The organism is Phytohabitans houttuyneae (genome assembly GCF_011764425.1).
GTDB lineage: Bacteria > Actinomycetota > Actinomycetes > Mycobacteriales > Micromonosporaceae > Phytohabitans > Phytohabitans houttuyneae.
Window position 1 is genome coordinate 931,349 of the sequence record NZ_BLPF01000001.1, and the last position, 25,622, is coordinate 956,970.

Consider the following 25,622-nt stretch of genomic DNA (forward strand, 5'->3'; position numbering starts at 1 on the left):
CGCTCGCTCATGCCGTCACGTAGCCGTCCGGGGTGGCTTCCATCCGCAGGTGCTCGCCGGCCGGGCTGCCGCAGGCCCGCTCGCAGCCGACCCAGTGCACGGGCAGGCCGTGCGACGGGTGTCCACTGTGGTGGTCGAGCGCGTCGGCGCGCACGTCGGCGTGCCCGCGGGCGCATCCGGGCGAGCCGACGCACGCGGTCACCCCCACCCACGGCGAATCGGGATCGGTGGCGAGACCCGCCTCGTCGAGGCGGGCGAGGAAGCCGTCGTCGGGCAGGTCCGGCAGCACCACGCCGCGCCACGGGGTGACGATGACGCCCGGCGCGGAGCGGAGCACGTCCGCCTGCGCCGCGGAGAGCCGCCCCAGCGGCACCGCCGCCGCCACCGCGACCCGGCCGTCCACCTGCGGCACCGCACCGATCGGGCCCCACGAGACGGGACGCGCGGCGGGCAGCCCGGGCGGCGTCGCACCGAGGCGCGCCGCCACCCGGTGCACACCATCGTCCAGTTCGGACAGTCGCCAGTGCTCGTCCCGCTCGGCGAGGAAGGCGTGCGCGGCGGCCAGCAGCGCCGCCACCGCCTCGCCGGGCGCCACCCGCAGCCCGCTGTCCCGGCCGGCGAGCAGGAGGGTACGCCCGCGCAGCGCCACGTCGGCGCCGAGCCCGGCCACGTCGCCGCGACCGTCGTCGAGGGCGAAGAGGAAGCGGCCGGGCAGGTCGGCGAGCGCGGGGTCGGCGCACAGGGCCGCGTCGAGCGCGGCGACCAGCGGGCGCACGTCGATCACGCCTCGTCCATCGCGGCCGCTGAGCGGGGAGGCGACGATGTTCCGTACCCGATCATGGGTGAGGGACGGCAGCAGGCCGGCCGCCGACAGCCGGTCGGCGAGCGCCGCCTCCGCCCCGGCCGCCAGTCCGCGGACCTGGAGGTTGCCCCGCGAGGTCAGCTCCAGCCCGCCGGCGCCCAGCTCAGCCGACGCGTCGACGACGGCCCGCCACTGGTCGGCGGAGAGAACGCCGCCGGGCACCCGGATCCGGGCGAGCCCGCCGTCGCGGGCCTGGTGCACCTGGATGGCGCCGGGACAGGCGTCGGGTCCGGAACGCGGTTTCTCGTGCCCCCCACGACTCGGGGGGTGGGGCAGGTCGGGCACGCGCCGGATACTACGGGCAGCTACGCTGGTGTCCGCAACCCGCGGCGACAAGCGGAGGAAGCCGGTGCGAGTCCGGCGCGGTCCCGCCACTGTCACCGGGCAGCACGTCTCGTCGAGCGCTGCCCGGGAGCCAGACACTCCGGTCGCCGTGACCTTCGACCCGGGACGCGGATCCCGAGGGAGGCCGTGGCCATGTTCCTGCTGCTGTCGACGTCCGACACCGACCTGTTGAGCGCGCGGGCGAGCGGCGCGCCGTTCCGGCTGGCAAACCCGGCACGCACGGCGGTGGCCGACCTTCCCGACCTGGTCGAGGGCGCGGACCTCGTGATCGTCCGCCTGCTCGGCGGCCGCCGCGCGTGGCAGGAAGGGCTCGACGCGCTGCTGGCCGGCCCCCGCCCGGTGGTGGTGCTCGGCGGCGAGCAGGCGCCGGACGCGGAGCTCATGCGCCTGTCGACAGTGCCGAGCGGGGTCTGCGCGGAGGCCCATGCCTACCTCGCGCACGGCGGCCCGCACAACCTCGCCGAGCTGCACCACTTCCTGTCCGACACCGTGCTGCTGACCGGGCACGGCTTCGCGCCGCCCGAGCCGACGCCGGTGTGGGGCGCCGGTGAGCTGCCCGAAGGTGCCGGTCCGGTCGTCGCCGTGCTGTACTACCGGGCGCACCACGTGGCCGGCAACACGGCGTTCGTCGACGCGCTGTGCGAGGCGGTCACGCGGGCCGGCGGGCGGCCGCTGCCCGTGTACTGCGCCTCGCTGCGCACCCCCGACCCGGCGCTGCTGGCCGCGCTCGGGCAGGCCGACGCGCTGGTGGTGACCGTGCTCGCGGCCGGCGGCACGCGTCCCGCCGAGGTGGGCGCGGGCGGCGACGACGAGGCGTGGGACGTGGGTGCGCTCGCCGCGCTCGACGTGCCGATCCTGCAGGGACTCTGCCTCACCGGCGGGCGCGACGCGTGGGCCACCGGAGACGACGGACTGTCCCCGCTGGACGCGGCGACGCAGGTGGCGATCCCCGAGTTCGACGGGCGCATCATCACGGTGCCGTTCTCCTTCAAGGAGATCGACCCGGACGGCCTCACGGTGTACGTGGCCGACCCCGAGCGCGCCGCCCGCGTCGCCGGCATCGCGGTCGCACACGCCCGCCTCCGCCACGTGCCGGCGACCGAGAAGCGGGTGGCGCTGATGCTCTCCGCGTACCCGACCAAGCACTCCCGCATCGGCAACGCGGTCGGCCTCGACACCCCGGCGAGCACCGTGCGGCTGCTGGACGCGCTGCGCGAGCGGGGGTACGACGTCGGCGACCTGCCGGACGACGGCGACGCGCTCATGCACACGCTCATCGCCGCGGGCGGGCAGGACCCGGACTGGCTCAGCGAGGAGCAGCTCGAAGGCAATCCGGTCCGCATCCCGGCGGCCACCTACATCGCGTACTACGAGACGCTCCCGGCCGCCCTGCGCGAGCGGATCGAGCGGCACTGGGGGCCGCCACCGGGCGAGCTCTACGTCGACGCGTCGGGTGACATCGTGCTGGCCGCCCTCCGCGCCGGCAACGTGGTCGTGATGGTGCAGCCGCCGCGCGGCTTCGGTGCCAACCCGATCGCCATCTACCACGACCCCGACCTGCCGCCGAGCCACCACTACCTTGCCGCGTACCGATGGGTGGCGGACACGTTCGGCGCGCACGCGATCGTCCACATCGGAAAGCACGGCAACCTGGAGTGGCTGCCCGGCAAGACGGTCGGCATGTCCGCCGCGTGCGGGCCGGACGCCGCGCTGGGCGACCTCCCGCTGGTGTACCCCTTCCTGGTCAACGACCCCGGCGAGGGCACGCAGGCCAAGCGGCGGGCGCACGCCACACTGATCGACCACCTCGTGCCGCCGATGGCGCGCGCCGAGTCGTACGGCGACATCGCCCGCCTGGAGCAGCTCCTCGACGAGCACGCCACGATCGCCGCGCTCGACCCGGCCAAGCTGCCGGCGATCCGGGCGCAGATCTGGACCCTCATCCAGGCCGCGCGGCTCGACCACGACCTGGGTGTGGACGACCGGCCGCACGACGCCGAGTTCGACGACTTCCTGCTGCACGTCGACGGGTGGCTGTGCGAGGTGAAGGACGCGCAGATCCGCGACGGCCTGCACGTGCTCGGCGTGGCACCGGTGGGCGAGGCGCGGGTCAACCTCGTGCTCGCCATGCTCCGCGCCCGGCAGATGTGGGGCGGGCGGGTGGCCGCGCTGCCCGGGTTGCGCGAGGCCCTGGGCGTGGGCGAGTCACTCAAGGACGTCGACCGCGTCGAGGCCGAAGCGCGCGCCCTCGTCGAGGCGATGGAGCGCGCCGGCTGGGACGCCGAAGCCGTGCCCGACGGTCCGGCCGCGGAGGTGCTCCGCTTCGCCGCCACCGAGATCGTGCCGCGCCTGGCGCGCACCACCGACGAGCTGACAAACGTGCTGCGCGCGCTCGACGGGCGGTACATCCCGGCCGGGCCGAGCGGCTCACCCCTGCGCGGCCTCGTCAACGTGCTGCCCACCGGCCGCAACTTCTACTCCGTCGACCCGAAGGCGGTGCCGAGCCGGCTCGCCTGGGAGACGGGGCAGGCGATGGCCGACTCGCTGCTGGCCAGGTACCGCGCGGACACCGGCGAGTGGCCCCGCTCGGTGGGGCTGTCGGTGTGGGGCACGAGCGCGATGCGCACCGCCGGCGACGACGTGGCCGAGGTGCTCGCGCTGCTCGGCGTCCGTCCACAGTGGGACGAGGCTTCCCGCCGGGTGAACGGCCTCGCGCCCATCCCCCTCGCCGAGCTCGGCCGGCCCCGGATCGACGTGACGGTGCGGATCAGCGGGTTCTTCCGCGACGCGTTCCCCCATGTGGTCGTGATGCTCGACGACGCGGTCCGGATGGTGGCCGACCTCGACGAGCCCGCGGCGGAAAACTTCGTCCGCGCCCACGTGAGCGCGGACCTGGCCGAGCACGGCGACGTGCGGCGGGCGACCGCGCGGGTGTTCGGCTCCAAGCCCGGTGCGTACGGCGCGGGCCTGCTCCCGCTCATCGACAGCCGCAACTGGCGAGACGACGCCGACCTGGCCGAGGTGTACGCGGCGTGGGGAGGCTTCGCCTACGGGCGCGACCTCGACGGCGTGCCGGCCCGCGCCGACATGGAGTCGGCCTACCGCAGGATCGCCGTCGCCGCCAAAAACGTGGACACCCGCGAGCACGACATCGCCGACTCCGACGACTACTTCCAGTACCACGGCGGCATGATCGCAACGGTGCGCGCGCTGACCGGCGCGGCGCCGGCCGCGTACATCGGCGACAGCACCCAGCCCGAAGCCGTGCGCACGCGCAGCCTCCACGAGGAGACGGCCCGCGTGTTCCGCGCCCGCGTGGTCAACCCGCGGTGGCTCGCGGCCATGCGGCGGCACGGGTACAAGGGTGCCTTCGAGCTGGCGGCCACAGTGGACTACCTGTTCGGCTACGACGCGACGGCCGGCGTGGTGGCCGGCTGGATGTACGACAAGCTCGGCGAGACCTACGTGCTGGACGAGGAAAACCGCGCCTTCCTGGAGCGGTCGAACCCGTGGGCCCTGCACGCCATCGCCGAACGCCTGCTGGAAGCCGCCGAGCGCAAGCTGTGGGAGTACCCCGACCCGGCGGTGCTGGAGGGCCTCCGCGAGGCGTACCTGGCCACGGAGGGTGACCTGGAGGGCCGCTAGCCTTCTTCGACGTCGAGGTACTGCGTGCCCGCCTCCAGCGCCACCCGAGCCAGCTCGTCGCACTGCTCGGGCGTGAGGGTGAGGCCCAGCTCGTGGGCACGCCGCGCCACCGCGACCGCGCCCACGGAGATGGCGACATCGGGCAGCCGTTCTGAAAACTCGCTCACGGAGCTCGTCCTCCTCGCTGGGAGCGTGTCGCAATATGCCCAACGCGAAGTCTCCCGCGTACCACAGGTTGGTACAAGCACCCCAATCAATCGGAGGACCAGGGGAAATTTATCCAGCGGTCGGTGTGCTTCCAGACGTACTCGCAGCGGACGCTCGTGTGGGGCTTCTCGTAGAGGACGGCGCACCGCACCTCGGCCACGTGGTCGCGGCAGAAGTCGTGCACCAGCTTCAACGTGGCGCCGGTGTCGGCCACGTCGTCGGCGATCAGCACCCGCGCGCCGGCGAGGTCGACGACCTGCGGCACGGGCGGGAGCATGACCGGCATGTCCAGGCGCTCGTCGATGCCCGTGTAGAACTCCACGTTCATCACGTGGAGGTTCTTCACCTCCAGCGCGTACCCGAGCGCGCCGGCCAGGAACAGGCCGCCGCGCGCGATGGCGAGGATCAGGTCGGGACGGTAGCCGTCGTCCGACACGCGTTTTGCCAGCTCGCGGCTGGCGCGGCCGAACATGGCCCAGTCCAGCACCTCACGATCTTCCGTCATGCCGCCACCATATGCGGGCCGGCCTTTTTGTCGTACCTGTCTGTTTGGCTCCAGGGCATGAGTAAAGACGCGATACTCGTGCTCGGCGCGACCGGCACCACCGGCCGGCGGTTGACCGGGCGCCTGCGCTCAGCGGGCGCCACCGTGCGGGCGGCGTCGCGCCACGGCGACGTGCGGTTCGACTGGTCCGACCCGGGCACCTGGGACTCCGCGCTCTCCGGCGCCGTCCGGCTCTACCTGATGGCGCCCCACGAGCTGCCCGTCGACCCCCGCTTCGTCGAGCGCGCCGTCACGCGGGGCGTGCGGCACATCGTGCTGCTGTCCAGCCGGGGCATCGAGGTCATGGGCGACGAGCGGCTGATGAGCGCGGAGCGCACGGTGCGCGGGTCGGGCGCCGACTGGACGATCCTGCGAGCGGACTGGTTCGACCAAAACTTCGACGAGGGCTTCTTCCAGCCCGCGGTGGTGGCCGGCGCGCTCGCCGTGCCGCTGGGCGACGCGCGGCAGGCGTTCGTCGACGCGGACGACATCGCCGCCGTCGCGGCCGCCGTGCTCACCGGCGACGGGCACGCCGGCCACAGCTACGAGGTGACCGGCCCGGACGCGCTGTCGTTCGCCGAGGCGGTGCGCATCGTCGGCGAGGCGGCCGGGCGCCCGGTCCGGTTCGGCGGCACCGACGGTGACTACCTGGCCCAGCAGGCCGCGCTCGGCCTGCCCGAGGAGCAGACCCGGCAGGAGATCGCGGCGTTCACCGCGCTGCGCGAGCAGGGCGACCAGAGCGCCACCGACACCGTGCGCCGGATCACCGGTCACCCGCCGAAGAGCTTCCACACCTACGCGACCGAGGCCGCCGCCCGCGGCGCCTGGAAGGAATGAGAGACAGCAGATGTGAGCTACCGCGACGTCCGCCGTGGTCCGGACCGTTGCTCCCGCGGCCTCACCCTCCGCGGGGGTCGGGCGGCGCCCACCGCGAGCTGCCTCTCAAGCTGGGCGCACCGATGCGCCCAGCTGCTCGCGACTGTTGCCGGGACTTCAGCCAAGCATCACGGCCACCCGGTGGCGGGCTTGTCGCGCGGAGCCGGCAGCGGAGGTCGGGGTTTCGGCGAGCCCTGGCGAGCCGCCGACCGCAGCGGTGCCCGCGGGAGCGTGCGGTCCGCAGGTGACGCGGACGGGGGCACGTCTGTCTGGAAGGAACGTCACGACGCGGCGGCGACAAGGCGGTGGGCGATCTCGGGGTGGGCGGCCCAGTGGAGGTGGAGGTAGGAGGCGTGCACGCCGCCCACCACGAAGCCCTCCGGCCCGGCGCCGCGCCAGGCCCACGCGGGTGCGCCGCCCGCCCGCGGGGTGACCGCCGTGCGGTGAAACTCGTGGCCGGTGACCCGCGTGCCGGCCGGCGCGACTGAGCTGTCGCTCAGCGCGACGGCGTCGCGGTAGCCGAGAGTGAGGCGGTCGGTCATCGTGGCGTCGGCGTCCAGCACGCCGCACATCTCGGCGCCGTCGAGCGTGCGGCACAGCCACAGCAGGCCCGCGCACTCGGCCGCGATCGGGGCGCCGCGCGCGGCCATCGCGGCCACCGCGGCGCGCAGTGGCGCGTTGGCGGCCAAGCGGTCCGCGTACACCTCGGGAAAGCCGCCACCCACCACCAGCGCCCGCGCCCCCTCGGGCAGCGCCTCGTCGCGCAGCGGATCCACTGTGGACACCTCGGCGCCGGCCGCGCGCAGCAGCTCGACCGTCTCCGGGTAGCCGAAACTGAAGGCCGGGCCGCCCGCGACCGCGACCACCGGGCGGCCCGGCATCGGCTCCACAGAGGAGGGTGTCCACGCCGCGGAGGCCAGCGGCGGCGCGGCCCGGGCCACCGCGAGCACCGCGTCGAGGTCGACGCCGGCGGTCACGAGGTCGGCGAGCGCGGACACCGACGCGGTGGCGTCGGCGGAACGCTCCACCACGGGCACCAGGCCCAGGTGCCGTGACGGCGCGGCGACCGCTGAGTGGCGGCGCAGCACGCCGAGCACCGGCGTGCCGACCTCCTCGCACGCGTCCCGCAGCAGCGCCTCGTGCCGGTCGGAGCCGACCCGGTTGAGGACCACGCCGGCCAGCCGCACGCTGCCGAACGACCGGAACCCGTGCACCAGCGCCGCCACCGACCGCCCCTGCGCGGACGCGTCGACGACGAGCAGGACCGGCGCGGCGAGCAGTGCGGCAACGTGCGCGGTGGAGCCGAAGTCGCCGGCGCCCACGCGCCCGTCGTACAGGCCCATCACGCCCTCGACCACCGCCAGCTCGGCACCCGCGGCGCCGTACGCGAAGAGCGGGCCGATCCGCTCCTCACCCACCAGCACCGGGTCGAGGTTGCGGCCGGGGCGGCCGGCGGCGAGCGTGTGGTAGCCCGGGTCGATGTAGTCGGGGCCCACCTTGAAACCGGCCACCCGCGTGCCCCGCGCGGCGAACGCGGCCAGCAGCCCCGTCGCGACCGTCGTCTTGCCGTGCCCGGAGGCGGGCGCCGCGATGACCAGGCGTGGGACGGTCACCACTCGATGCCCTGCTGCCCCTTGCGCCCCGCGTCCATCGGATGCTTGACCTTCGTCATGTCGGTCACCAGGTCGGCCGCGGCGACGAGGTCGGGGTGCGCCTCGCGCCCGGTGACCACCACGTGCTGCGAGCCGGGCCGGTCGCGCAGCGCCGCCACGACGTCCGCGACGTCGACCCAACCCCACTTCATCGGGTACGTGAACTCGTCGAGCACATAGAACCGGTAGGCTTCCGCGGCCAGGTCGCGTTTGACCTGCGCCCACCCCTCGGCCGCCTCCGCCGCGTGGTCGCGCTCCGTGCCGGGGCGCTGGATCCACGACCAGCCCTCGCCCATCTTGTGCCAGGTGACCGCGCCGCCCTCGCCGGTGCGGCCGAGCGCGCGGAGCGCCGCCTCCTCACCGACCTTCCACTTCGGACTCTTCACGAACTGGTACACCACGATCGGCCAGCCGGCACTCCACGCCCGCAGCGCCATCCCGAACGCGGCCGTGGACTTGCCCTTGCCCTGTCCGGTGTGGACGGCCAGGACGGGCTGGCGCCGCCGCTCGCGCGTGGTGAGCCCGTCGTCTGGCACGGTGTCCGGCTTGCCCTGCGGCATCAGGCCGCCCTCCCCAACCGGTTGGTGGCTGACAGCTGCGCGAGCGGCACGCACGGCGCGTCGAGCGCCACGGCCAGCCGCCGCGCGAGGCCCAGCCGCACCGGCCCGGCCTCGCAGTCGACCACAACGGACGTGGTGCCGGCCAGTGACGGCACCACGCCCAGCGGGTCGGGTCCCGCCGTGTTGCGGCCGTCGGTGACGAGCACGAGCAGCGGGCGGCGGCGTGGATCCCGGCGGCGCTCGGCGCGCAGCGTGCGCGCGGCCGCCTCCAGCCCGGCGGCCAGCGGTGTGCGACCGCCGGTGCGCAGGCGGGCGAGCTTCTGCACGCCCACCTCGTGGCTGGAGGTCGGCGGCAGCACCTCGTCCGCGCCGGCGCCCCGAAATGTGATCATGCCGACCCGGTCGCGCCGCTGGTAGGCGTCGCGCAGCAGTGACAGCACCGCCGCCTTGACGGTCGTCATCCGCTGCCGCGCGGCCATCGAGCCGGACGCGTCGACGACAAAGAGCACGAGGTTGGACTCCTTGCCCACGTGCACCGCCTCGCGCAGGTCGGCCGGCTCGACAGTGCGGCTGCCCCGCGCGGCCGCCGCCAGCAGCGTGGCGGGCAGGTGCGGCGCACCGGCGCCCTGCGGCAGGCGCGCGCCGACCACGCGGCCGCGCCGGGCGTACGCGAGTGAGCGCCGGCCCGCGTGTGCCCGCTCCCCGGTCTTGGGCAGCGTCAGCACACGCGGCCGGTACGGCTGTCCGGGCGCGGCGGCCGCCTGCTCCGCCGCGTCATCGCCCGCACTGTCCTCACCGTCCTCATCGGACCGCGTGCCACGGCCGCCCGGCGGGTCCGGCTCCGGCTGCGGGTCCTCATTGGACAGTGTTTCCTCCAGCCGCTCCTCGTCGGTGCCGGGCGGGTCGAGCGGGTCGCGGCGGCGCCGGTGCGGCAGCGCCAGCCGGGCGGCGTCCCGGATGTCGCCGGCGCTCACCTCGTCCCGCCCGTGCCACGCCGCGAGCGTCAGCGCCGCCCGCGCCACGACGATGTCGGCGCGCAGGCCGTCCACTCCGTACGCCAAGCAGATGCGGGCGATCCGGTCCAGCTCGCCGTCCGGCAGCCGCACCGAAGCCAGCCTCTCCCGCGCGGCCACGATCCGCCCGGCCAGCTCGGCATCCTCGGCCGCCCAGCGCGCGGCGAAGCCGTCCGGGTCCGCGTCGTACGCCAGGCGCCGCCGCACCACCTCGGCCCGCGGCGCGGGCTCGTCCGGCGAGGTCACCGACACCACGAGGCCGAAGCGGTCGACGAGCTGCGGGCGCGGCTCGCCCTCCTCCGGGTTCATCGTGCCGACGAGCAGGAAGCGCGCCGCGTGCTTGACCGACACACCGTCCCGCTCCACGTGCGCGCGGCCCATCGCCGCCGCGTCGAGCAGCAGGTCGACCAGGTGGTCGGGAAGGAGGTTGACCTCGTCCACATAGAGCAGTCCACGGTGGGCGGTGGCCAGAATCCCTGGCTCGTAAGCCTTTACGCCGTCGGCGAGCGCGCGCTGGATGTCGAGCGTACCGACCACGCGGTCCTCCGTCGCGCCCACCGGAAGCTCCACAAGGGACGATCGGCGCCGGGTGACCGGCGGGTCGGCGGCGTGCGGCCCGTCGGGGCACTCGGCGTCGGGCGCGGCCGGATCACAGGCGAAGCGGCAGCCGCGGACCGCGTCGATCTCGGGCAGCAGCGCGGCGAGCGCGCGCACGACTGTCGACTTCGCGGTGCCCTTCTCGCCGCGGACGAGCACGCCGCCGATCGCCGGGTTGACGGCGGTGAGCAGCAGTGCGAGCCGCAGGTCGGCGAGGCCGACGATCGCGGAGAACGGGTAGGCCGCGGGCATGCCGGCCATGCTGGCCCAGCCGGAGGGCTGGCGTCAAACACCTGTCCGGAGTTACGCTGCCCACGCCACGGTGCTCGGGAAGCCGGTGAGATTCCGGCGTGGTCCTCGCCACTGTGACCGGGGAGTGCTCCCCCGCTGCACCACTGGACCGGCGACGGTCTGGGAAGGTCGTGGGAGCGCGTTGATCCGGGAGCCAGGAGACCGGCCGTGGCAGTTGGACCGCATCGCCACGAGGCATGGACGAGAGGAACACCTGGCATGGCCGCACCCTCGCCACCCACCGCATCCGTCACCCAGATCCGCGTGCCCGTCGCCGCTTGGCTGCTCGTGGCGTTCGCACTGCTCGCGGTGTTCGTGTTGTTGCAGCTCAACGGCACAGCGTTCGCGGAGCAGATCCACGAGTTCACACACGACGGGCGGCACGCGCTCGGCGTTCCCTGCCACTAGCGCCATGTCCTCCCTCACCCTCGGCGCCGTGCTGCGCCGGGCGGCTCTGGCCGGGCTGTTCGCCGGCGTGGCCGCCGCGCTCGTCGCGCTGCTCGTCGTCGAGCCGCAGATCGACAAGGCGCTCGTGATCGAGGAGACCCGTTCCGGAGCGGGAGCGCATGAGGAGCCGGTCTTCGGCCGCGCGACACAGGTGTTCGGCGGCATGCTCGCGGCGGTCGCCGTCGCCGTGTGCCTCGCGCTCGTGGTGGGCGTGGTCTTCGCCCGGGTGCGGCACCGGCTGCCGGCCACCACCGACTTTGGACGGTCGGCGCTGCTGGCGTTGATCGGCTTCACGACGGTCGTGCTGCTGCCCGCGCTCAAGTACCCGCCAAACCCGCCCGGCGTCGGCGACCCGGACACCGTCACCGAGCGCACCGTGCAGTACCTGACGCTGATCGCGGCCGCGGTCGCCGTGACGTGGCTCGCCTTCCTCGTGCACGACCGCTTGGCCGCCCGCCCGTGGCCGCCGGCCCACCGCGCGGCGCTCGCGGTGTCGGTCGCCGCCGTCGGATACATCGCGCTGCTCATGACGTGGCCGGCCAGCCCCGACAGCGTGCCCTCGGACATCCCGGCCGCCCTGCTGTGGGACTTCCGGCTGGCGTCGCTGGGCGAGCTGGCGACACTGTGGACGGTGCTGGGGCTGGGCTTCGGCCTGCTGCTGACGCCCCGCACGGTCGCGGCGCCCGCGCCGGCGTGAGCGCGGTCACGGTCACGGTGTGCCGCGGCTGCTGCTGCGGCACCGCCCGCAAACACCCGGGCGTCGACCACGACGGCCAGGTGGGTCGCCTGCGCGCCGCGGCGGGCCACCACCATCGGGTGCGGACCAGCGGCTGCCTCAACGTCTGCGGCGAGTCCAACGTGGTCGTCGTGCAGCCCGCACCCGAGGCGCGGCGCGGTGGCGCCCGCCCGGTGTGGCTGGGCACCGTGCTCGACGGCGACGTGGAGTCGCGCATCGCCGAGTGGGTGCGCGCCGGCGGTCCCGGCGTGGCGCCGATGCCGCCCGCTCTTCGGGCACTGGCCTTCCCGGCGCCGCGGTGGAAGGCACACTGAGATCATGACTGTGCGACAGCTGCGACTGGCCGTGACGGCCGACGACTACGAGGCCGCGCTCCGCTTCTACCGCGACGTGCTCGGGCTGACCGAGCAGGCGACCTACCACCGCCCTGACGGGGACGGGCGGGTCACGATCCTGGAGGCGGGCCGGGCGACGCTGGAGCTGATCGAGCCGTCCTACGCCGAGTACATCGACGACGTCGAGGTGGGGCGCCGGGTGGCCGGGCACGTGCGGGTGGCCTTCGAGGTGGAGGACTCGGCGGCGGCGACCGCGCGGGCCGCCGAGGCGGGCCTCGAGGTGATCGCCGAGCCGCGGCGCACCCCGTGGGACTCGCTCAACGCCCGCGTCGACGGCCCGGCCCACCTGCAGCTGACGATCTTTCAGGAGCTGGGCGAGTCAGCGCAGTGACGCCTCGTACTCCGCGATGACCTTCTTGGGCACGCACATCCGCCAGGCGTCGGTGACGAGCTCGCGCATCTCCGCCTCGTCGATCTTCGCGAGCCAGACCTGCACCCAGTTGTAGCGCTCGTCCGACTTGATCGGCATGAAGAACTTGTCCGGCTCGGCAGCGATCAGCGCGGCGCGCTCCTCCTTCGGGTAGCCGAAGCCCATCTCGGTCTCGTCCCGGGAGAGCGCCACGAAAACGATCTGGCCGACCCGGAACTTCACGCGGTCGCGCACCATCGCCTCGTACGCGCGCGGGAGCGAGAGCGCCACCGCGCGGATGTCGTCCGCGGTCACCATCGGCCTACCGTACCTCCGGCGCCCGTGCTATGGTCGGCCCGTAACTAGACAGTGGCTAGATCGAGATGGGACAAGATCATGTTGCTGAGCGACGAAAGCCGGTACGTCGCCGGCGTGCTGCTGATCACGATCGTGACGATCGAGTTCGGCGGCTGGTTCATGACGAAGATCGTCCGCGGCCAGGTGCCGATGACCGACTTCCAGAAGGCGTTCGCGCGGGCCGGCCACGCCCACGCCGGGGTGCTCGTGACGCTCGGCCTGATCTGCCAGGTGCTCGCCGACGCCACCACCTTGAGCGGCGCGGCCGACTGGGTCGCGCGCCTCGGCGTTCCGGCGGCCGCGATCCTCATGTCGGGCGGCTTCTTCGCCTCCTCCGCCGGGCGCGGCATCACCCAGCCCAACCGCTTCTTCTGGGTCCTCTGGCTCGGCGCGGCCGCCCTCGCCGCCGGCACGGTCACCCTCGGCGTCGGTCTTCTCATAGCCTGAGGGGCATGACGTGGGATGAGCTGCTGGCGTACTGCCTGGCCAAGCCGGGTGCGTGGCAGGACGAGCCCTGGGAGGGCGACGTCGTGGTGAAGGTCGGCAGCAAGATCTTCGCGTTCCTCGGGTCCGGCGAGGGCGTCGGCGTCAAGTGCGGGCCCAACCGCGAGGTCGCCGACGAGTGGCTGCTCCGCTACCCCGAGGACGCGTCGGCGTCGGCCTACATCGGCCGCTCCGGGTGGAACTCCCTCCGCATCGGCGGCAAGATCCCCGACGACGAGATCCGCGAGGCGGTCGACGGCTCGTACGACGCGGTGCTCGCCAAACTACCCAAACGCGAGCGCCCTACCTGACACCGGTTGTCAGGGTCGTGCGGCATGCTGTGGCACATGACGGAGTACGCCAAGGGCACGTTCACCATCGACGGCTGGGACCAGGAAACCTTCGACGAGGCCGAGGCCGAGGGCGCGACGCTGGCGCAGGCGACGGTGACGAAGACCTTCACCGGTGACCTGACCGGCACGAGCAGCACCCGCATCCTGATGTGCACGACGCAGGTCGAGACCTCCGCGGCCTACGTGGGGTTCGAGCGCTTCAGCGGCACGGCCGGCGGGCGGACCGGCACGTTCGTCCTGCACCACAGTGCCACCGCCGACGCGGACGCCGGCCAGGCACTGCACTGGGCCATCGTGCCCGACTCCGGCACCGGCGACCTCCGCACCATCCGCGGCACCGGCCAGATCACCGTCGACGCCGACGGTGGCCACGCATACACCCTGGAGTACACGCTCTAGCTCTGGTCCGGACCCCACGACCTTGAAAGATCCAACCCAAAGAGATCCGGGCTACCGCGACGTCCGCCGTGGTCTAGACCGTTGCTCCCGCGGCCTCACCCTCCGCGGTCGCCAGGCGCCGGGAGTGCGCGAGTCAGCCCGCAGTTCGGCACCGTCGTCGCAGTCTGTGACTGTCGATCAGTTGGGGTCGGTGTCAGCCTCGAATCTTGGTGAGTTAGCGCGTTATTTCGACGCTAACTTGCCAAGATCTGCCGGAGCGGGCTCCTGGGTTGAGCTGAGCGACCGCGGAGGGTGAGGTCGATCTGCTCTCCAGGGGCCGCAACCGACCACGATCCGCTCCGTGGGGCCCTCTTGTCGACGCCGATCAAGGAGCCAGTGCGGTCCAGATCGCCCCGGGCGGCCGGCTACGACAGATCTGTAGAGACTTCGAGCGCGCATCCTTCCCTGCGACGCCGTTCTGCTGTGGACGGATCGCCCACCTCGGCCCCAAAGCTCAGATCGTGGTGCGGATCCGCCCCTGACGGGGCGGATCCGCGTACTGCCTCGCGCGAACGAACCAGCCTCAGCGGCGGATCGCGCGGATCACGAGCCAGGTGAGGACCGCGGCGCCGGCGCTCAGTGCGATCAGCCCCGCGTAGCGGGCGGCGGCCGTGCCCACCGACAGCTTGAGCACGTCGATCGGCTCGATCTCGGCCTCCGGCTGCGTCTCCGGCGCCACCACGGCGGAGGCCGGGTCCGGGGGCGCGGCCTCCTCAGCCGGCGGGTCGGGCACCTCGGACAGCTTGCCCGCGAGGCAGTCGGCGAACTGGCCGATCAGGCGCCCGCCCACGTCGGCGAGCATGCCGCGGCCGAACTGCGCCGGTTTGCCGGTCACCGTCAGGTCGGTCGACACCTCGACGCGGGTGCCGTCGCCGTCGGGCAGGAGTGTGGCCGTGACCGTCGCAGCGGCGGTGCCGGCGGCGCGGGTGTCCCGGCCGGTGGCCTCGACCACCACGCGGCGGGCCGCCTCGTCGCGCTCGACGAAGCGACCCTTTCCGGTGTACGTGAGCACAATCGGCCCGACCTTCACCTTCACCGTGCCGTCGAACTGCTCCCCGTCGAAGTCCTTCAGCGTGGCGCCCGGCATGCACGGTGCGACCCGCGGCACGTCCAGCAGCACACTCCACGCCTCTTCGACGGGGACCGGCACGGTGAAGGAATGGTCGAGCTTCATGCTGCTCCCTTTCCGGTCCGGCGTCGGCCGGCGGCCGGCCCTCCGAGCCCGCTCACCCGATACCCCCGGCCGCGAGCACCGCCCGCTTCGTCAACACGGTCACCAGGTGTCCCCGGTATTCGGCGGAGGCGAAGACGTCGGAGGGTGGGTCGGTGCCCTCCGCGGCCCGGCCGGCGGCCGACGCCACCGCGTCCACAGTGGCCGACGCGCCGGCGAGTGCCTGCTCCACGCCGCCGGCCCGCAGTGGCGTGGCGCCCATGTTGGTGAGCGCCACCCGCGCCTCGGCGATGCTGCCGTTTTCGCGCCGCACCGCCGCGGCCACGCCGCAGATCGCCCACGCCTGTGCCACCCGGGTGAACTTCTCGTAGTGCGTCGTCCAGCCCGGAAGCTTCGGCACCCGCACCGAGACGAGCACCTCGTCGGGTGCCAGCGCGGTGGTGAGGAAGTCCACGAAGAACTCCCCCGCACCCACGGTGCGCCGCCCACCCGGGCCGGCGATCTCGAACGACGCGTCCAGCGCCACCGCCACGCCCGGCAGGTCGCCGGCCGGGTCGGCGTGCGAGAGCGAGCCGCCGAGGGTGCCCAGGTGGCGCACCTGCCGGTCGCCGACCATCGCCGCCGCCTGGGCGAGCAGCGGTGCGTGCTCGGCCACCAGCGGGTCGCGCACGAGGTCGGCGTGGCGGGTGGTGGCGCCGATGACCAGGGCGTCGCCGTCGTCGCGTACGCCGCGCAGGTCGCCCACCCCGCCGAGGTCGACGAGGACGGTCGGTGCGGCGAGGCGCAGCCGCAGTACGGGGATCAGGCTCTGCCCGCCGGCGAGCACCTTGGCGTCCTCGCCGCCGGCGGCGAGCGCGGCGACCGCCTCGTCCACCGTGGACGGTCTGGTGTAGTCGAACGCGGCCGGGATCACGACCGGTCACCCCCTTGGACGGCCCGCCACACGCGCTCCGGCGTGCACGGCATGCGGATGTCGTCTACCCCGTACGGCCGCAGCGCGTCGACGATCGCGTTGACCACGGCCGGCGTGGAGGCGATCGTGCCGGCCTCGCCGACGCCCTTGGTGCCGAGCGGGTGGTCCGGCGCGGGCGTCTCGGTGCGCTCGCTCACGATGTCCGGCAGGTCGGCCGAGCTCGGCGGCGTGTAGTCGACGAACGTACCGGTGAGCAGGTTGCCCTCCGCGTCGTACACGGCCTCTTCGAACAGCGCCTGCGCGATGCCCTGCGCCACGCCGCCGTGCACCTGACCCTCGACGATCATCGGGTTGATCACCCGGCCGACGTCGTCGACGGCCACATAGGACCGGATCGTGACCCGCCCCGTCTCGGTGTCCACCTCGGTCGCGCACAGGTGGGTGCCGTGCGGGAACGAGAAGTTGGCCGGGTCATAGGTCGCTTCGGCGTCCAACGACGGCTCGACACCGTCCGGCAGGTCGTGCGCCGCGAACACGGCGAGCGAGCAGTCGGCGAGCGTCTTGCCGGCCGCGTCCTCGGGCGCCCCGCGCACCCGGAAGGCCCCGCCCTTGAACTCCAGGTCGGACACGTCGCACTCGAGCAGGTGCGCGGCGATCGGCTTGGCCTTGTCGACCACCCGCGTGCACGCGTTGACGAGCGCGAAGCCGCCGACCGCGAGCGAGCGGGACCCGTACGTGTCCAGGCCCTTGTGCGAGGTGCGCGTGTCGCCGTGCAGCACCTCGACGTCCTCGAACGCGACCCCGAGCTGGTCGGCCACGATCTGGCTCCACGCCGTCTCGTGACCCTGCCCGTGCGGCGACGTGCCGGTGACCACCTCGACCTTGCCGGTGGGCAGCACCCGCACGGTGGCGGTCTCCCACCCGCCCGCGCCGTACCGCAGCGCGCCCAGCACCCGGGACGGCGCGAGCCCGCACATCTCCGTGTACGTGGAGACGCCGATGCCCAGCTGCACCGGGTCGTTCGACTCGCGCCGGGCGGCCTGCTCGCGCCGCAGCTCGTCGTACCCGAAAAGGCTCATCGCCTTGTCGGTGGCGGCCTCGTAGTTGCCTGAGTCGTAGGTCAGCCCGGCGACGGTGTCGAACGGGAACTCCTCATGCTTGATCCAGTTGCGCCGGCGCACCTCGATCGGGTCCAGGTCCAGCTCGACCGCGAGCTCGTCCATGATCCGCTCGATCGCGAACGTGGCCTCCGGCCGCCCCGCCCCCCGGTACGCGTCGGTGATCGTCGTGTTCGTGAACACGCCCACGCACTCGAAGCGGTAGCTGGGGAACTTGTAGATCGCGTTGTACATGAACGCACCCAGCAGCGGCACGCCCGGCGTGACAAGCCCCATGTACGCGCCCATGTTGGCCAGCAGCTTCACCCGCAGCCCGAGCACCGTGCCGTCGCGCCTGGCGGCAAGCTCCAGCTCCTGGATCTGGTCGCGGCCGTGGTGCGCGGAGACGATGCTGTCCGAACGGGACTCGGTGTACTTGACCGGCTTGCCGACCCGCTGCGCGGCCAGGAACGTGATCAGCTCCTCGGCCGTGACCTGGAGCTTGCCGCCGAACCCGCCGCCCACGTCCGGCGCGACCACGCGCACCTTGTGCTCGGGCGTGCCGGTGACGACGGCCAGCAGGAAGCGCAGGATGTGCGGGATCTGCGTGGCGGACCAGAGCGTGTGCTGGTCACCGGTGGGGTCGGCGACCACGCTGCGCGGCTCCATGAAGGCGGGGATCAGCCGCTGCTGGATGTACCGCCGCTTGATCACGACCTCCGCGTCCGCGAAAGCGGTGTCCGTGGGCTGGCCGGTGCCCGCGTCGCCGGAGTCGAAGATCCAGGTGTACGCCTTGTTGGTGCCCTTGTCGGAGTGCACCAGGTCGGCGCCCTCCTCGAGCGCGGCCGGCATGTCCAGCACGACCGGCAGCGGCTCGTAGTCGACCTCGATCGCCGCTAGCGCGTCGACCGCGCTGGCCCGGTCGCGGGCCACGACGACGGCGACCGCCTCGCCCACGTGCCGCACCTCGGTGACCGCGATCGGCGGGTGGTCGGGCAGCAGCATGTCTTCGGTGACCGGCCACGCGCACGGCAGGCTGCCCTGCACGTCGGCCACGTCGGCGCCGCTGAACGCCGCCACGACGCCCGGCTCGCTCCGCGCGGCCGAGACGTCCACGCGGGTGATCCGGGCGTGCGCCATGGGACTGCGCAGGATCGCCAGGTGCAGCATGCCCGGCAGCGTGACGTTTTCCGTCCACATGGTGCGGCCGGTGATGAGGCGGGCGTCTTCCTTGCGCCGCCGCGCCGCGCCCACCTCGGTGGCCGGGCGCTCCTCCATGATCGTCATCAGCCGACCTCCTACGGGACCGGCCGGGGCACGGCCTCGGCGGGGACGGGTGTGGGCTCCGACTCGGCCGCGGGCTCCGCGTCCGGGGTGCCCGGCATCGGCCCGTCGGCGACGGAGGCCGGCTCGGGCGTCGCGCCGGTGGCGCGGATCGTGGCCGCCGCGTCGTGGACGGCCCGGATGATGTTCTGGTAACCCGTGCAGCGGCACAGGTTGCCCTCCAGCCCCTCCCGTATCTCCGCGTCGGTGGGGTCGGGGTTTTCGGCGAGCAGGTCGACCGCCGCCATGATCATGCCGGGTGTGCAGAAGCCGCACTGGAGCGCGTGGCGGTCGTGAAAGGCCTGCTGCACGGGGTGCAGGTCACCCGACGCGCCGGCCAGGCCCTCAACTGTGGTGATCTCCAGGCCGTCGGCCTGGACCGCCAGCACGGTACAGCTCTTCACGGACTCGCCGGCCATGAGCACTGTGCAGGAGCCGCAGTTGCTCGTGTCGCAGCCGACCACGGTGCCCACCTTGCCTAGCTGCTCACGCAGGTGGTGGACGAGCAGCGTGCGAGGTTGGACGTCGTCGTCGTAGCGGACGCCATCGACGGTGATGCTGATACGGGTCATCATCCCTCCCGTCAGGAGCGGGAACCTACCCTCAGACAAGTCCTCCGGACGCCCCGCCGCAAGGGGTTCGGCGTAACACGCCGGAAACATCATGATCGACTGATAACGCGAACCAGTTCTTCCAAGGCCGCGAGGCTGTGCCCGGCGACGAAGTCGTCCAGGTACGGAAGGGCGGCGGCCATACCGGCGACCAGCGGCTCGTACCCTGGCTTGCCGCGGTGCGGGTTGACCCAGACCACCCGGTGGGCGAGCCGGGACAGGCGGGCCATCTGCGCGGCGAGCAGCGCCGGGTCTCCCCGCTCCCAACCGTCGCTGAAGAGCACCACCACCGCGCCCCGCGCCGTGCCCCGCTGCCCCCACCGGTCGAGGAACGCCTTCAGCGAGTCGGCCAGCCGGGTGCCGCCGTGCCAGTCCGGTATCGCCTCGCCGGCGGCGCGCAGCGCACCGTCCGGGTCGCGGTGGCGCAGCGCGCGGGTCACCCTGGTCAGCCGGGTGCCGAGCGTGAACGCCTCGGTCAGCGTGGGCCGCCGCCGCACCGCCGCGTGCGAAAAGCGCAGGAGCGCGTCCGCGTACGGCGCCATCGAGCCGGACACGTCGAGCAGCAGCACCAGCCGGCGAGGCTTGTCGCGCCGCTCCCGCCTGGCCAGCCGGGCAGGTTCGCCGAGCTGGCGGAGCATCCGGCGGACGGTGCGGGGCGGGTCGACGGTGCCGCCGCGTGCCGGGCGGTGGCGGCGACCGGGCCGTGCGGCGGTGGCCGGGGCGAGGAGGGCCACGAGGCGGCGCACCTCGTCGCGCTCGGCCGCGGAGAGCACGCCGAGGTCGCGATGGCGCAGTACCTCGGCGGTGCTGGCCGCCACCGCGAGGTCGTCGCCGGCCTGCTCGCCGCCGCTGCCGTTGGGGTCGGCCTGCGCGAACAGCGCCACCGCCCGCCGCTTGGCCGGCACGGACGCCGCGGGTGGCGACGGCGCGCGTCCGCCGAAGTAGGCGGCGAACGCGGCGTCATAGACCGGCAGGTCGTCGGGCTCGCCGCAGAGCGTGAGCCGGCCGGCCCAGTACGCGTCCTGCGGCCGGCTCACGTCGAGCGCGTCCACCGCCGCGACCATCGCCTCGACCCGCTCCCCCGTCGCGTGCACGCCCGCGTTGCGCAGGGTGCGGGCGAAGCCGACGAGGACCGAGGTCAGGTCCGAGCTCATCCCGATCGCCACGGCTGGGCCGTCTTGACCCGCTCCGCGTCCTCCCGGTATTTGAGGACGGCGCCGAGCGTGGCCGCGGCCAGGTCGGGATCGATCTCCCGGGCGCCGAGGGCGGCGAGCGCGCTGGTCCAGTCGATGGCCTCGGCGACGCCGGGCGCCTTGATCAGGTCGAGCTGGCGCATCCGCTGCACCGCGCCGGCGACGTCCGCGGCCAGCCTCTCGGTCACCTCGGGCAGCCGGGACCGGATGATCGCCACCTCTTGCGCGAAGCTCGGGTGCTCGACCCAGTGGTACAGGCAGCGACGCTTGAGCGCGTCGTGCACCTCGCGGGTGCGGTTGCTCGTCAGCACGGTAAGCGGCGGGGTCGTCGCGGCGATGCGGCCCAGCTCGGGAATCGTGATCGCGGCGTCCGCGAGGATCTCCAGCAGGAACGCCTCGAACTCGTCGTCGGCCCGGTCGATCTCGTCGACCAGCAGCACGCACGGGCTCAGCTCCAGCGCCTGCAGCAGCGGGCGGGCGATGAGGAAGCGACGGTCGTAGAGGCTCGCCTCCAGCGCCGCCGTGTCCGGTCTGTCACCCGCCGCCGCGGCCGCCGCCTCGACGGTGCGCAGGTGCAGGATCTGCCGCGGAAAGTCCCAGTCGTAGAGCGCCTGCGCCGCGTCCAGCCCCTCGTAGCACTGCAGCCGCACGAAGTGCGCGCCGGTCGCCGACGCCAGGGCCTGCGCGAACGCCGTCTTGCCCACCCCCGCGTCGCCCTCCAGGAAAAGCGGGCGGCCCAACTTGAGGGCCAGGTGGCCGGCGGTGGCGAGGCCGTCGTCGGCCAGGTAACCCACGCCGGCGAGCGCTTCGGCCAGCGCGGCGGGAGTGGCGGGGATCACCCGATCAACTATGCCACCGCCACGGTGAGGGGTATCACGCCTGGTGGTAACTCCCTCGTAGCGAATACGCAGTGTCATGGGGGTGGGAGGTACATCAAATGCTTTACGACTGCCCGGAGTGTGGGCTACCCGCGGAGGTGACCACGGTCGGTGACGCCCGCGGGACGGACGGGCCCGTCGAAGTCGTGCGGGTGCGGTGCGCCGCCGCGCACTGGTTTCTCGGGCCGGGCGAGGCCCTGCGGCGGCTGCTGCCCGACCCGCGATCGAGCAGCAGCCGCCGCTGAGCTGTGGCGCGGTCCGTTCGGGTCGGACGGCGCCCCTTCCCCGTGGAGGCTCGTGGACAAGCCAGCGGAGAATAGGGCCCGTCGATGCGTGTACGCGACCCCGTCCGGCGACTTTCGAGCGTCTACTGGTTGTCGTCGGCCGGCGGCGCGCTCACGCCCTTGCCCTTGGCCGGCGTGCTCACGCCCTTGCCCTGCGTGGTCGAGCTGACGCCCTTGCCATCCGGGTCGGAGCTGACGCCCTTGCCCTGCGCACTGACGTCCGCGGGCTCCAGCGGGTCGGTCATGGGATCCCCCTTTGTGGACGGAAAACAGCTCCTTGCACCGTAGTGTCCAAAGTCGGCGCACCGCTGTCTCCTCTTCGACAGGCAACGTTACCGTTTCCCTGACGCACCTTGGCCCAGCGGGCACGACCTGCGAGGATGGTCGCGGGATGGGCGACGAAACGGAGCAGCGCGACACACAGCGCGTGTGTCTGAAGTGCGACGCCCCGGCCAACCCCGAGCACCACTTCTGCGGCCGGTGCGGCGCCCCGCTGCACATCCGGTGTGGATCGTGCCTGGCGCTGGTCGCGCCCGAGTTCATGTTCTGCACCAGCTGCGGCAGCCCGCTCACCCGCGAGCTGCAGGCGACAAGCGCGCACCGCGAGGAGCGGCGCACGGTCAACGTGCTCTTCGTTGATCTCAAAGGCTTCACCGCGATGGCCGAGCGCCTCGACCCCGAAGACCTGCGCCGCCTGCAGGTGGACTACTTCAACACCGCGCGCGAGGTGATCCGGCGGTACGGCGGGGTGGTCGAGAAGTTCATCGGCGACGCGGTCATGGCCGTCTTCGGCGTGCCGGTGGAGACCGAGCACGACGGGTACCGGGCGGTGCTGGCCGGCCTCGACATGCAGCGGGCGCTCGACGGCAAGCCCCTCGCGGGGCGCTACCCGATGCGCGCGCGGGTGGGCATCGCCACCGGCGAGGCGCTTGTGGACCTTGCCGCCGCCCGCAACGGCGGTGAGGCACTGCTCTCCGGCGACGTGGTGGCCACGGCCGCGCGGCTGCAGACCCACGCGCCGCCGGGCGGCGTCCTCGTCTCGGCCGCCACCCACCGCGCCACCGCCGGCTCGATCCGCTACGCCGAAGAGCCGCTCCACCTCGAGCTCGCCGGCAAGTCGCGGTCCGTCGAGGCATGGCTCGCCCAGGCTTCGGTACGCCGCCCGCCGGTCGTCGACGACGAAGGCACCCCGCTGGTCGGGCGCGCCGCCGAGCTCGACCTGCTCATGGCGGCGGTGCGGCGGTGCGTCTCCGAGCGCCGCGCCCACCTCGTGTCGGTGGTCGGCGCGCACGGCATGGGCAAGAGCCGCCTGGTGCGCGAGCTGTCCCGCCGCATCCACGACGACGGCGACCTGCTGGTGCGGTGGCGGGTCGGCCGCTGCCTGCCGTACGGGGCGGGAGGCACCTACGACGCCCTCGCCGAGATCGTCAAGGCCGAGGCGGACGTGCTCGACACCGACGACCCGGCCAGCACCCGCGAGCGGCTGACGGTCGCGCTGGCCGAGGTGCTGCCCGGCCCGGAGGTGTACCGCCTGGTGGGGCTGCTCGGCCCCCTCGCCGGCCTGCCCGGCCGCGCGGTGCGACCCGGCGAGATCGAGGCCGCCTGGCGCGACGCGCTGCTCGCGCTGGCCCGCCACATCCCCACCGTGCTGGTGATCGAAGACCTGCACTTCGCCGACCAGGCCATGCTCCGCTTCCTCGCCGACCTCGTGGAGGCCGGAGGCGATGTGCCGCTGCTCGTGCTGTGCACGTACCGGCCGGAGCTGCTCGACGAGCAGCCGGCCTGGCCGTCCGCGCTGCCCGGCATGCTCACCGTGTCGCTGGCCCGCCTGCGCAACGCGGAGATGCGCGCGCTGCTGTCCGGGCTGCTCCTCCAGCAGGACATGACCACCGACCACGCCGACCGCCTCACGATGATCACCGGCGGCAACCCGATGTACGCCGTCGAGTACGTGCGCATGCTCGCCGAGCGCGGCACCGGCTCGGTGCTCGGGCGCGACGGCGAGGTCGACGTGCCGGAAAGCGTCCACGGCGTGATCGCAAACCGCATCGACCTGCTCGACAACGCCGAGCGCACCGTGCTCAACGCCGCCGCCGTCCTCGGCGACCGCCTCTGGAGCGGCGCGATCGCCGACATGCTCGCGCTCGACGCGGTCGGCGTGGCCGGCGTCCTGCGCCGCCTGCAGCGCCGCGACCTCCTCGTCGCCGGCAGCGTGTCCACTGTGGCCGGTGAGGCGGAGCTGACCTTCCAGCACCAGCTCGTGCGCGACGTGGCGTACCGCCGCCTGCCCCGAGCGAGCCGCGCGGCGCTGCACCGGCGCGCGGCGGCCTGGCTGGAGCGAGTCTCCATCGACGGCCGCAACGACCTCGCCACCGCCGTGGCCCGCCACCGCATCCAGGCCCTCGACCTCACCCAGAGCCTCGGCGAAGACACCACCACCGACGCCGAGGCCGCCCGCACCGCGCTGCTCGCCGCCGCCGAGGCCGCCTTCGCCGTGTACGCGGTGGACGCCGCGCGCGGCTACACCGAGGGCGCGCTCAACGCCTGGCCCGCCGACCACGAGCCGGACGCGCGGCGCCGCACCGAGCTGTTCCACCACCGGCTGCAGTTCCTGGCCGACTCCGACAGCTTCTACCGCGACCGGGTCAAGCAGGTCGCCCGCCTCGCCGACCGCATGCGCGAGGCCGGCGACCGCACCGGCGAGGCCCGCGCCGAGACCCTCCTCGGCCTCACCGAGCTCATGCGCGCCGAGCGCGACAAGGCCCGCGAACACCTCGACCGCGCCATCACCCTCTTCCGCGAGCTGCCCGACGACGCCGCCAAGACCGAGGCGTACGCGGAGCTGGCCCGCCTGCACCTGCTCGAGTTCCGCACCGACCTCGCCCTGCCCGCCGCCCGCGCCGCCCGCGACCTCGCAAACCGCCTGGGCCTGGCCGACGCCGAGGTGCACGCGCTGGTCACCGAGCATGCCACCCGCTACGTGGCCGGCGACCTCGCCGCCCTCGACGACCTGGAGCAGGTCATCGAGACCTGCCGCGCGCAGGGCCTGCCCACGCTGCGGCGCGCGCTGCACAACCTCGCCACGTTCCGCCAGGAGGAGGGCGACCTGTCCGGCGCCGCCGACCTCGAACGCGAGAGCCGCACCGTCCACGGTGGACAGATCAGCCTCGTGCTCGACCACTCGGAGGAGGCCGAGCTGGCCTACTTCAGCGGCGACTGGGTGGCCCTGCTGCGCGCCGCCGACGAATACCTCGACCACGAGGCCGAGGGCGCCGGCACCGCCGACTGGGACCTGCAGCTGCGCGGCCGCCGCGCCTGGATCGGCGCCCTCTGCGGCCGCCCCGACGGCGAAGACATCGCCCGCAGCCTCGACGTCGCACACCGCTCCGGCTTCGTCCGCCTGCGCTACAACGCCTACGCACACGGCGCCCTGGCCCGCGCCCTCGACGGCAACGTGGACGGCGCCACCACCCTGCTGGCCGACCTGGCCAGCCTGTGGCGCGAGGCACCGACCGCCCTCACCCTGGAGTGGCTCTCCGCCGCAGCCCACGCCACCGTCCTCACCCCGGCCGCCGCGCCCGCGATGGCCGAGGTCGTCCGCACCAGCCTGCGCCGCACCCGCTGGGTCGAAGCCGCCGAAGCCCTGATCGCCGGCAACCCGGCCGCCGCGGTCACCCTCTACGACGACATCGGCTGCGCCAGCGACGCCGCCCTGTCCGCCGTGTGGGCCGCCCGCACCGCGCCCACCGAGCCGCACCTGGACCGCATCCGCACCTTCTCCGCCCGCAACCACGCCGGTCGACTCCTGGACCTCGCAGCTCTCCGCTGACGGCACCCAGCAGCCTCCGCCCGCAACCACGCCTATCGACTCCTGGACCTCGCCGCGCTCCGCTGACAGCACCCAGCAGCTCCGCCCGCAACCACGCCGGTCGCCTCCAGGACCTCGCCGCGCTCCGCTGACGGCATGGCAGCAGTCTCGGGCCGGCGGGATCTGGGCGGCTC

General features: G+C 73.6%; 25 protein-coding genes and 2 riboswitches. Of the genes, 11 read left to right on the forward strand and 14 right to left on the reverse strand.

Annotated features, from left to right (window positions below; translation table 11 throughout):
- Positions 1–7: 7 nt before the first annotated feature.
- Positions 8–1,147, reverse strand: a complete 1,140-nt coding sequence (gene cobG / locus Phou_RS04340) for a precorrin-3B synthase (protein WP_218578719.1) — start codon at positions 1,145–1,147, stop codon at positions 8–10.
- Between the two features lie 54 nt (positions 1,148–1,201).
- Positions 1,202–1,287: riboswitch (cobalamin riboswitch) on the forward strand.
- Between the two features lie 52 nt (positions 1,288–1,339).
- Between cobG and Phou_RS04345 the strand changes: the two genes are divergently transcribed.
- Complete coding sequence (locus tag Phou_RS04345) at positions 1,340–4,852, forward strand: cobaltochelatase subunit CobN (RefSeq protein WP_173053740.1); 3,513 nt, start codon at positions 1,340–1,342, stop codon at positions 4,850–4,852.
- Here the strand turns inward: Phou_RS04345 and Phou_RS04350 are convergent.
- Positions 4,849–5,019: a hypothetical protein gene (locus Phou_RS04350; protein ID WP_173053742.1), complete on the reverse strand. Its 171-nt coding sequence runs from the start codon at positions 5,017–5,019 to the stop codon at positions 4,849–4,851. The genes Phou_RS04345 and Phou_RS04350 overlap by 4 nt on opposite strands.
- Positions 5,020–5,105: 86 nt before the next feature.
- Entirely contained in the window at positions 5,106–5,564 is a 459-nt protein-coding gene (locus Phou_RS04355; RefSeq protein ID WP_173053744.1) for a phosphoribosyltransferase, read from the reverse strand.
- Between the two features lie 57 nt (positions 5,565–5,621).
- On the opposite strand from Phou_RS04355, the gene Phou_RS04360 reads away from it, so the two are divergent.
- Positions 5,622–6,440, forward strand: a complete 819-nt coding sequence (locus Phou_RS04360) for an NmrA family NAD(P)-binding protein (protein WP_173053745.1) — start codon at positions 5,622–5,624, stop codon at positions 6,438–6,440.
- A 320-nt stretch (positions 6,441–6,760) separates the two neighbouring features.
- Here the strand turns inward: Phou_RS04360 and Phou_RS04365 are convergent, their stop codons facing one another.
- From Phou_RS04365 to Phou_RS04375, 3 genes are read right to left on the reverse strand one after another with little or no spacing between them, the layout of a single operon-like run.
- A complete protein-coding gene (locus Phou_RS04365; RefSeq protein WP_173053747.1) occupies positions 6,761–8,095 on the reverse strand; it encodes a cobyrinic acid a,c-diamide synthase CobB in 1,335 nt (444 codons plus the stop codon).
- Positions 8,089–8,691, reverse strand: coding sequence for a cob(I)yrinic acid a,c-diamide adenosyltransferase (gene cobO, locus Phou_RS04370; protein WP_173053749.1), 603 nt, complete (start codon positions 8,689–8,691; stop codon positions 8,089–8,091). Before cobO ends, Phou_RS04365 begins: the two co-directional genes overlap by 7 nt.
- Complete coding sequence (locus tag Phou_RS04375; RefSeq protein WP_173053751.1) at positions 8,691–10,553, reverse strand: VWA domain-containing protein; 1,863 nt, start codon at positions 10,551–10,553, stop codon at positions 8,691–8,693. The genes cobO and Phou_RS04375 overlap by 1 nt, the downstream gene beginning before the upstream one ends.
- 51 nt (positions 10,554–10,604) lie before the next feature.
- Positions 10,605–10,777: riboswitch (cobalamin riboswitch) on the forward strand.
- 34 nt (positions 10,778–10,811) lie between these two features.
- On the opposite strand from Phou_RS04375, the gene Phou_RS04380 reads away from it, so the two are divergent.
- Genes Phou_RS04380 through Phou_RS04395 form a run of 4 tightly spaced genes read left to right on the forward strand, consistent with a single transcriptional unit; the run spans position 10,812 to position 12,501 of the window.
- On the forward strand, positions 10,812–11,000 hold the full coding sequence (locus Phou_RS04380; RefSeq protein ID WP_173053753.1) for a CbtB domain-containing protein: 189 nt from the start codon (positions 10,812–10,814) through the stop codon (positions 10,998–11,000).
- A gap of 4 nt (positions 11,001–11,004) precedes the next feature.
- Positions 11,005–11,736, forward strand: coding sequence for a CbtA family protein (locus tag Phou_RS04385; RefSeq protein WP_173053755.1), 732 nt, complete (start codon positions 11,005–11,007; stop codon positions 11,734–11,736).
- Positions 11,733–12,089 carry a hypothetical protein gene (locus tag Phou_RS04390; protein WP_173053757.1) on the forward strand — a complete coding sequence of 119 codons (357 nt, stop codon included), beginning with the start codon at positions 11,733–11,735 and terminating at the stop codon, positions 12,087–12,089. The genes Phou_RS04385 and Phou_RS04390 overlap by 4 nt, the downstream gene beginning before the upstream one ends.
- A 4-nt stretch (positions 12,090–12,093) precedes the next feature.
- Positions 12,094–12,501 (forward strand): VOC family protein, encoded by a 408-nt coding sequence (locus tag Phou_RS04395; RefSeq protein WP_173053759.1) that lies wholly within the window; start codon positions 12,094–12,096, stop codon positions 12,499–12,501.
- On the opposite strand, the gene Phou_RS04400 is transcribed toward Phou_RS04395, so the two are convergent.
- Complete coding sequence (locus Phou_RS04400) at positions 12,490–12,837, reverse strand: MmcQ/YjbR family DNA-binding protein (protein WP_173053761.1); 348 nt, start codon at positions 12,835–12,837, stop codon at positions 12,490–12,492. The two genes, Phou_RS04395 and Phou_RS04400, sit on opposite strands and share 12 nt — an antisense overlap.
- 78 nt (positions 12,838–12,915) lie before the next feature.
- On the opposite strand from Phou_RS04400, the gene Phou_RS04405 reads away from it, so the two are divergent.
- Genes Phou_RS04405 through Phou_RS04415 form a run of 3 tightly spaced genes read left to right on the forward strand, consistent with a single transcriptional unit; the run spans position 12,916 to position 14,111 of the window.
- Positions 12,916–13,323, forward strand: coding sequence for a hypothetical protein (locus Phou_RS04405; protein WP_173053763.1), 408 nt, complete (start codon positions 12,916–12,918; stop codon positions 13,321–13,323).
- A 5-nt stretch (positions 13,324–13,328) separates the two neighbouring features.
- Positions 13,329–13,670, forward strand: a complete 342-nt coding sequence (locus tag Phou_RS04410; protein ID WP_173053765.1) for an MmcQ/YjbR family DNA-binding protein — start codon at positions 13,329–13,331, stop codon at positions 13,668–13,670.
- 36 nt (positions 13,671–13,706) lie between these two features.
- Positions 13,707–14,111, forward strand: a complete 405-nt coding sequence (locus Phou_RS04415) for a DUF3224 domain-containing protein (RefSeq protein ID WP_218578720.1) — start codon at positions 13,707–13,709, stop codon at positions 14,109–14,111.
- Positions 14,112–14,673: 562 nt separating this feature from the next.
- Here Phou_RS04415 and Phou_RS04420 read toward each other — a convergent pair.
- The 6 genes from Phou_RS04420 to Phou_RS04445 form a co-directional block, all read right to left on the reverse strand.
- Complete coding sequence (locus tag Phou_RS04420) at positions 14,674–15,324, reverse strand: SRPBCC family protein (RefSeq protein WP_173053767.1); 651 nt, start codon at positions 15,322–15,324, stop codon at positions 14,674–14,676.
- A 52-nt stretch (positions 15,325–15,376) separates the two neighbouring features.
- Positions 15,377–16,234 carry an FAD binding domain-containing protein gene (locus Phou_RS04425; protein WP_173053769.1) on the reverse strand — a complete coding sequence of 286 codons (858 nt, stop codon included), beginning with the start codon at positions 16,232–16,234 and terminating at the stop codon, positions 15,377–15,379.
- Entirely contained in the window at positions 16,231–18,618 is a 2,388-nt protein-coding gene (locus Phou_RS04430; RefSeq protein ID WP_173053771.1) for a xanthine dehydrogenase family protein molybdopterin-binding subunit, read from the reverse strand. The genes Phou_RS04425 and Phou_RS04430 overlap by 4 nt, the downstream gene beginning before the upstream one ends.
- Positions 18,619–18,629: 11 nt before the next feature.
- Positions 18,630–19,226: a (2Fe-2S)-binding protein gene (locus Phou_RS04435; protein ID WP_173053773.1), complete on the reverse strand. Its 597-nt coding sequence runs from the start codon at positions 19,224–19,226 to the stop codon at positions 18,630–18,632.
- A gap of 89 nt (positions 19,227–19,315) precedes the next feature.
- Positions 19,316–20,419 (reverse strand): vWA domain-containing protein, encoded by a 1,104-nt coding sequence (locus Phou_RS04440; RefSeq protein WP_173053775.1) that lies wholly within the window; start codon positions 20,417–20,419, stop codon positions 19,316–19,318.
- Positions 20,416–21,297, reverse strand: coding sequence for an AAA family ATPase (locus Phou_RS04445; RefSeq protein WP_246273222.1), 882 nt, complete (start codon positions 21,295–21,297; stop codon positions 20,416–20,418). Before Phou_RS04445 ends, Phou_RS04440 begins: the two co-directional genes overlap by 4 nt.
- Positions 21,298–21,395: 98 nt before the next feature.
- On the opposite strand from Phou_RS04445, the gene Phou_RS04450 reads away from it, so the two are divergent.
- On the forward strand, positions 21,396–21,581 hold the full coding sequence (locus Phou_RS04450; protein ID WP_173053779.1) for a hypothetical protein: 186 nt from the start codon (positions 21,396–21,398) through the stop codon (positions 21,579–21,581).
- Positions 21,582–21,703: 122 nt separating this feature from the next.
- Here Phou_RS04450 and Phou_RS04455 read toward each other — a convergent pair whose 3' ends face one another.
- A complete protein-coding gene (locus tag Phou_RS04455) occupies positions 21,704–21,865 on the reverse strand; it encodes a hypothetical protein (RefSeq protein WP_173053781.1) in 162 nt (53 codons plus the stop codon).
- A gap of 146 nt (positions 21,866–22,011) precedes the next feature.
- On the opposite strand from Phou_RS04455, the gene Phou_RS04460 reads away from it, so the two are divergent.
- On the forward strand, positions 22,012–25,449 hold the full coding sequence (locus Phou_RS04460; protein WP_173053783.1) for an adenylate/guanylate cyclase domain-containing protein: 3,438 nt from the start codon (positions 22,012–22,014) through the stop codon (positions 25,447–25,449).
- Positions 25,450–25,622 lie beyond the last annotated feature (173 nt).

Coding starts and splice junctions, on each gene's coding strand:
- Phou_RS04430 (WP_173053771.1), bottom strand. CDS start 18,618: ATGACGATCATGGAGGAGCGCCCGGCCACCGAGGTGGGCGCGGCGCGG.
- Phou_RS04385 (WP_173053755.1), top strand. CDS start 11,005: ATGTCCTCCCTCACCCTCGGCGCCGTGCTGCGCCGGGCGGCTCTGGCC.
- Phou_RS04455 (WP_173053781.1), bottom strand. CDS start 21,865: ATGACCGACCCGCTGGAGCCCGCGGACGTCAGTGCGCAGGGCAAGGGC.
- Phou_RS04415 (WP_218578720.1), top strand. CDS start 13,707: ATGACGGAGTACGCCAAGGGCACGTTCACCATCGACGGCTGGGACCAG.
- Phou_RS04410 (WP_173053765.1), top strand. CDS start 13,329: ATGACGTGGGATGAGCTGCTGGCGTACTGCCTGGCCAAGCCGGGTGCG.
- Phou_RS04420 (WP_173053767.1), bottom strand. CDS start 15,324: ATGAAGCTCGACCATTCCTTCACCGTGCCGGTCCCCGTCGAAGAGGCG.
- Phou_RS04400 (WP_173053761.1), bottom strand. CDS start 12,837: ATGGTGACCGCGGACGACATCCGCGCGGTGGCGCTCTCGCTCCCGCGC.
- Phou_RS04460 (WP_173053783.1), top strand. CDS start 22,012: ATGGGCGACGAAACGGAGCAGCGCGACACACAGCGCGTGTGTCTGAAG.
- Phou_RS04435 (WP_173053773.1), bottom strand. CDS start 19,226: ATGACCCGTATCAGCATCACCGTCGATGGCGTCCGCTACGACGACGAC.
- Phou_RS04345 (WP_173053740.1), top strand. CDS start 1,340: ATGTTCCTGCTGCTGTCGACGTCCGACACCGACCTGTTGAGCGCGCGG.
- Phou_RS04440 (WP_173053775.1), bottom strand. CDS start 20,419: ATGAGCTCGGACCTGACCTCGGTCCTCGTCGGCTTCGCCCGCACCCTG.
- Phou_RS04450 (WP_173053779.1), top strand. CDS start 21,396: ATGCTTTACGACTGCCCGGAGTGTGGGCTACCCGCGGAGGTGACCACG.
- Phou_RS04395 (WP_173053759.1), top strand. CDS start 12,094: ATGACTGTGCGACAGCTGCGACTGGCCGTGACGGCCGACGACTACGAG.
- cobO (WP_173053749.1), bottom strand. CDS start 8,691: ATGCCGCAGGGCAAGCCGGACACCGTGCCAGACGACGGGCTCACCACG.
- Phou_RS04360 (WP_173053745.1), top strand. CDS start 5,622: ATGAGTAAAGACGCGATACTCGTGCTCGGCGCGACCGGCACCACCGGC.
- Phou_RS04405 (WP_173053763.1), top strand. CDS start 12,916: ATGTTGCTGAGCGACGAAAGCCGGTACGTCGCCGGCGTGCTGCTGATC.
- Phou_RS04380 (WP_173053753.1), top strand. CDS start 10,812: ATGGCCGCACCCTCGCCACCCACCGCATCCGTCACCCAGATCCGCGTG.
- Phou_RS04375 (WP_173053751.1), bottom strand. CDS start 10,553: ATGCCCGCGGCCTACCCGTTCTCCGCGATCGTCGGCCTCGCCGACCTG.
- Phou_RS04355 (WP_173053744.1), bottom strand. CDS start 5,564: ATGACGGAAGATCGTGAGGTGCTGGACTGGGCCATGTTCGGCCGCGCC.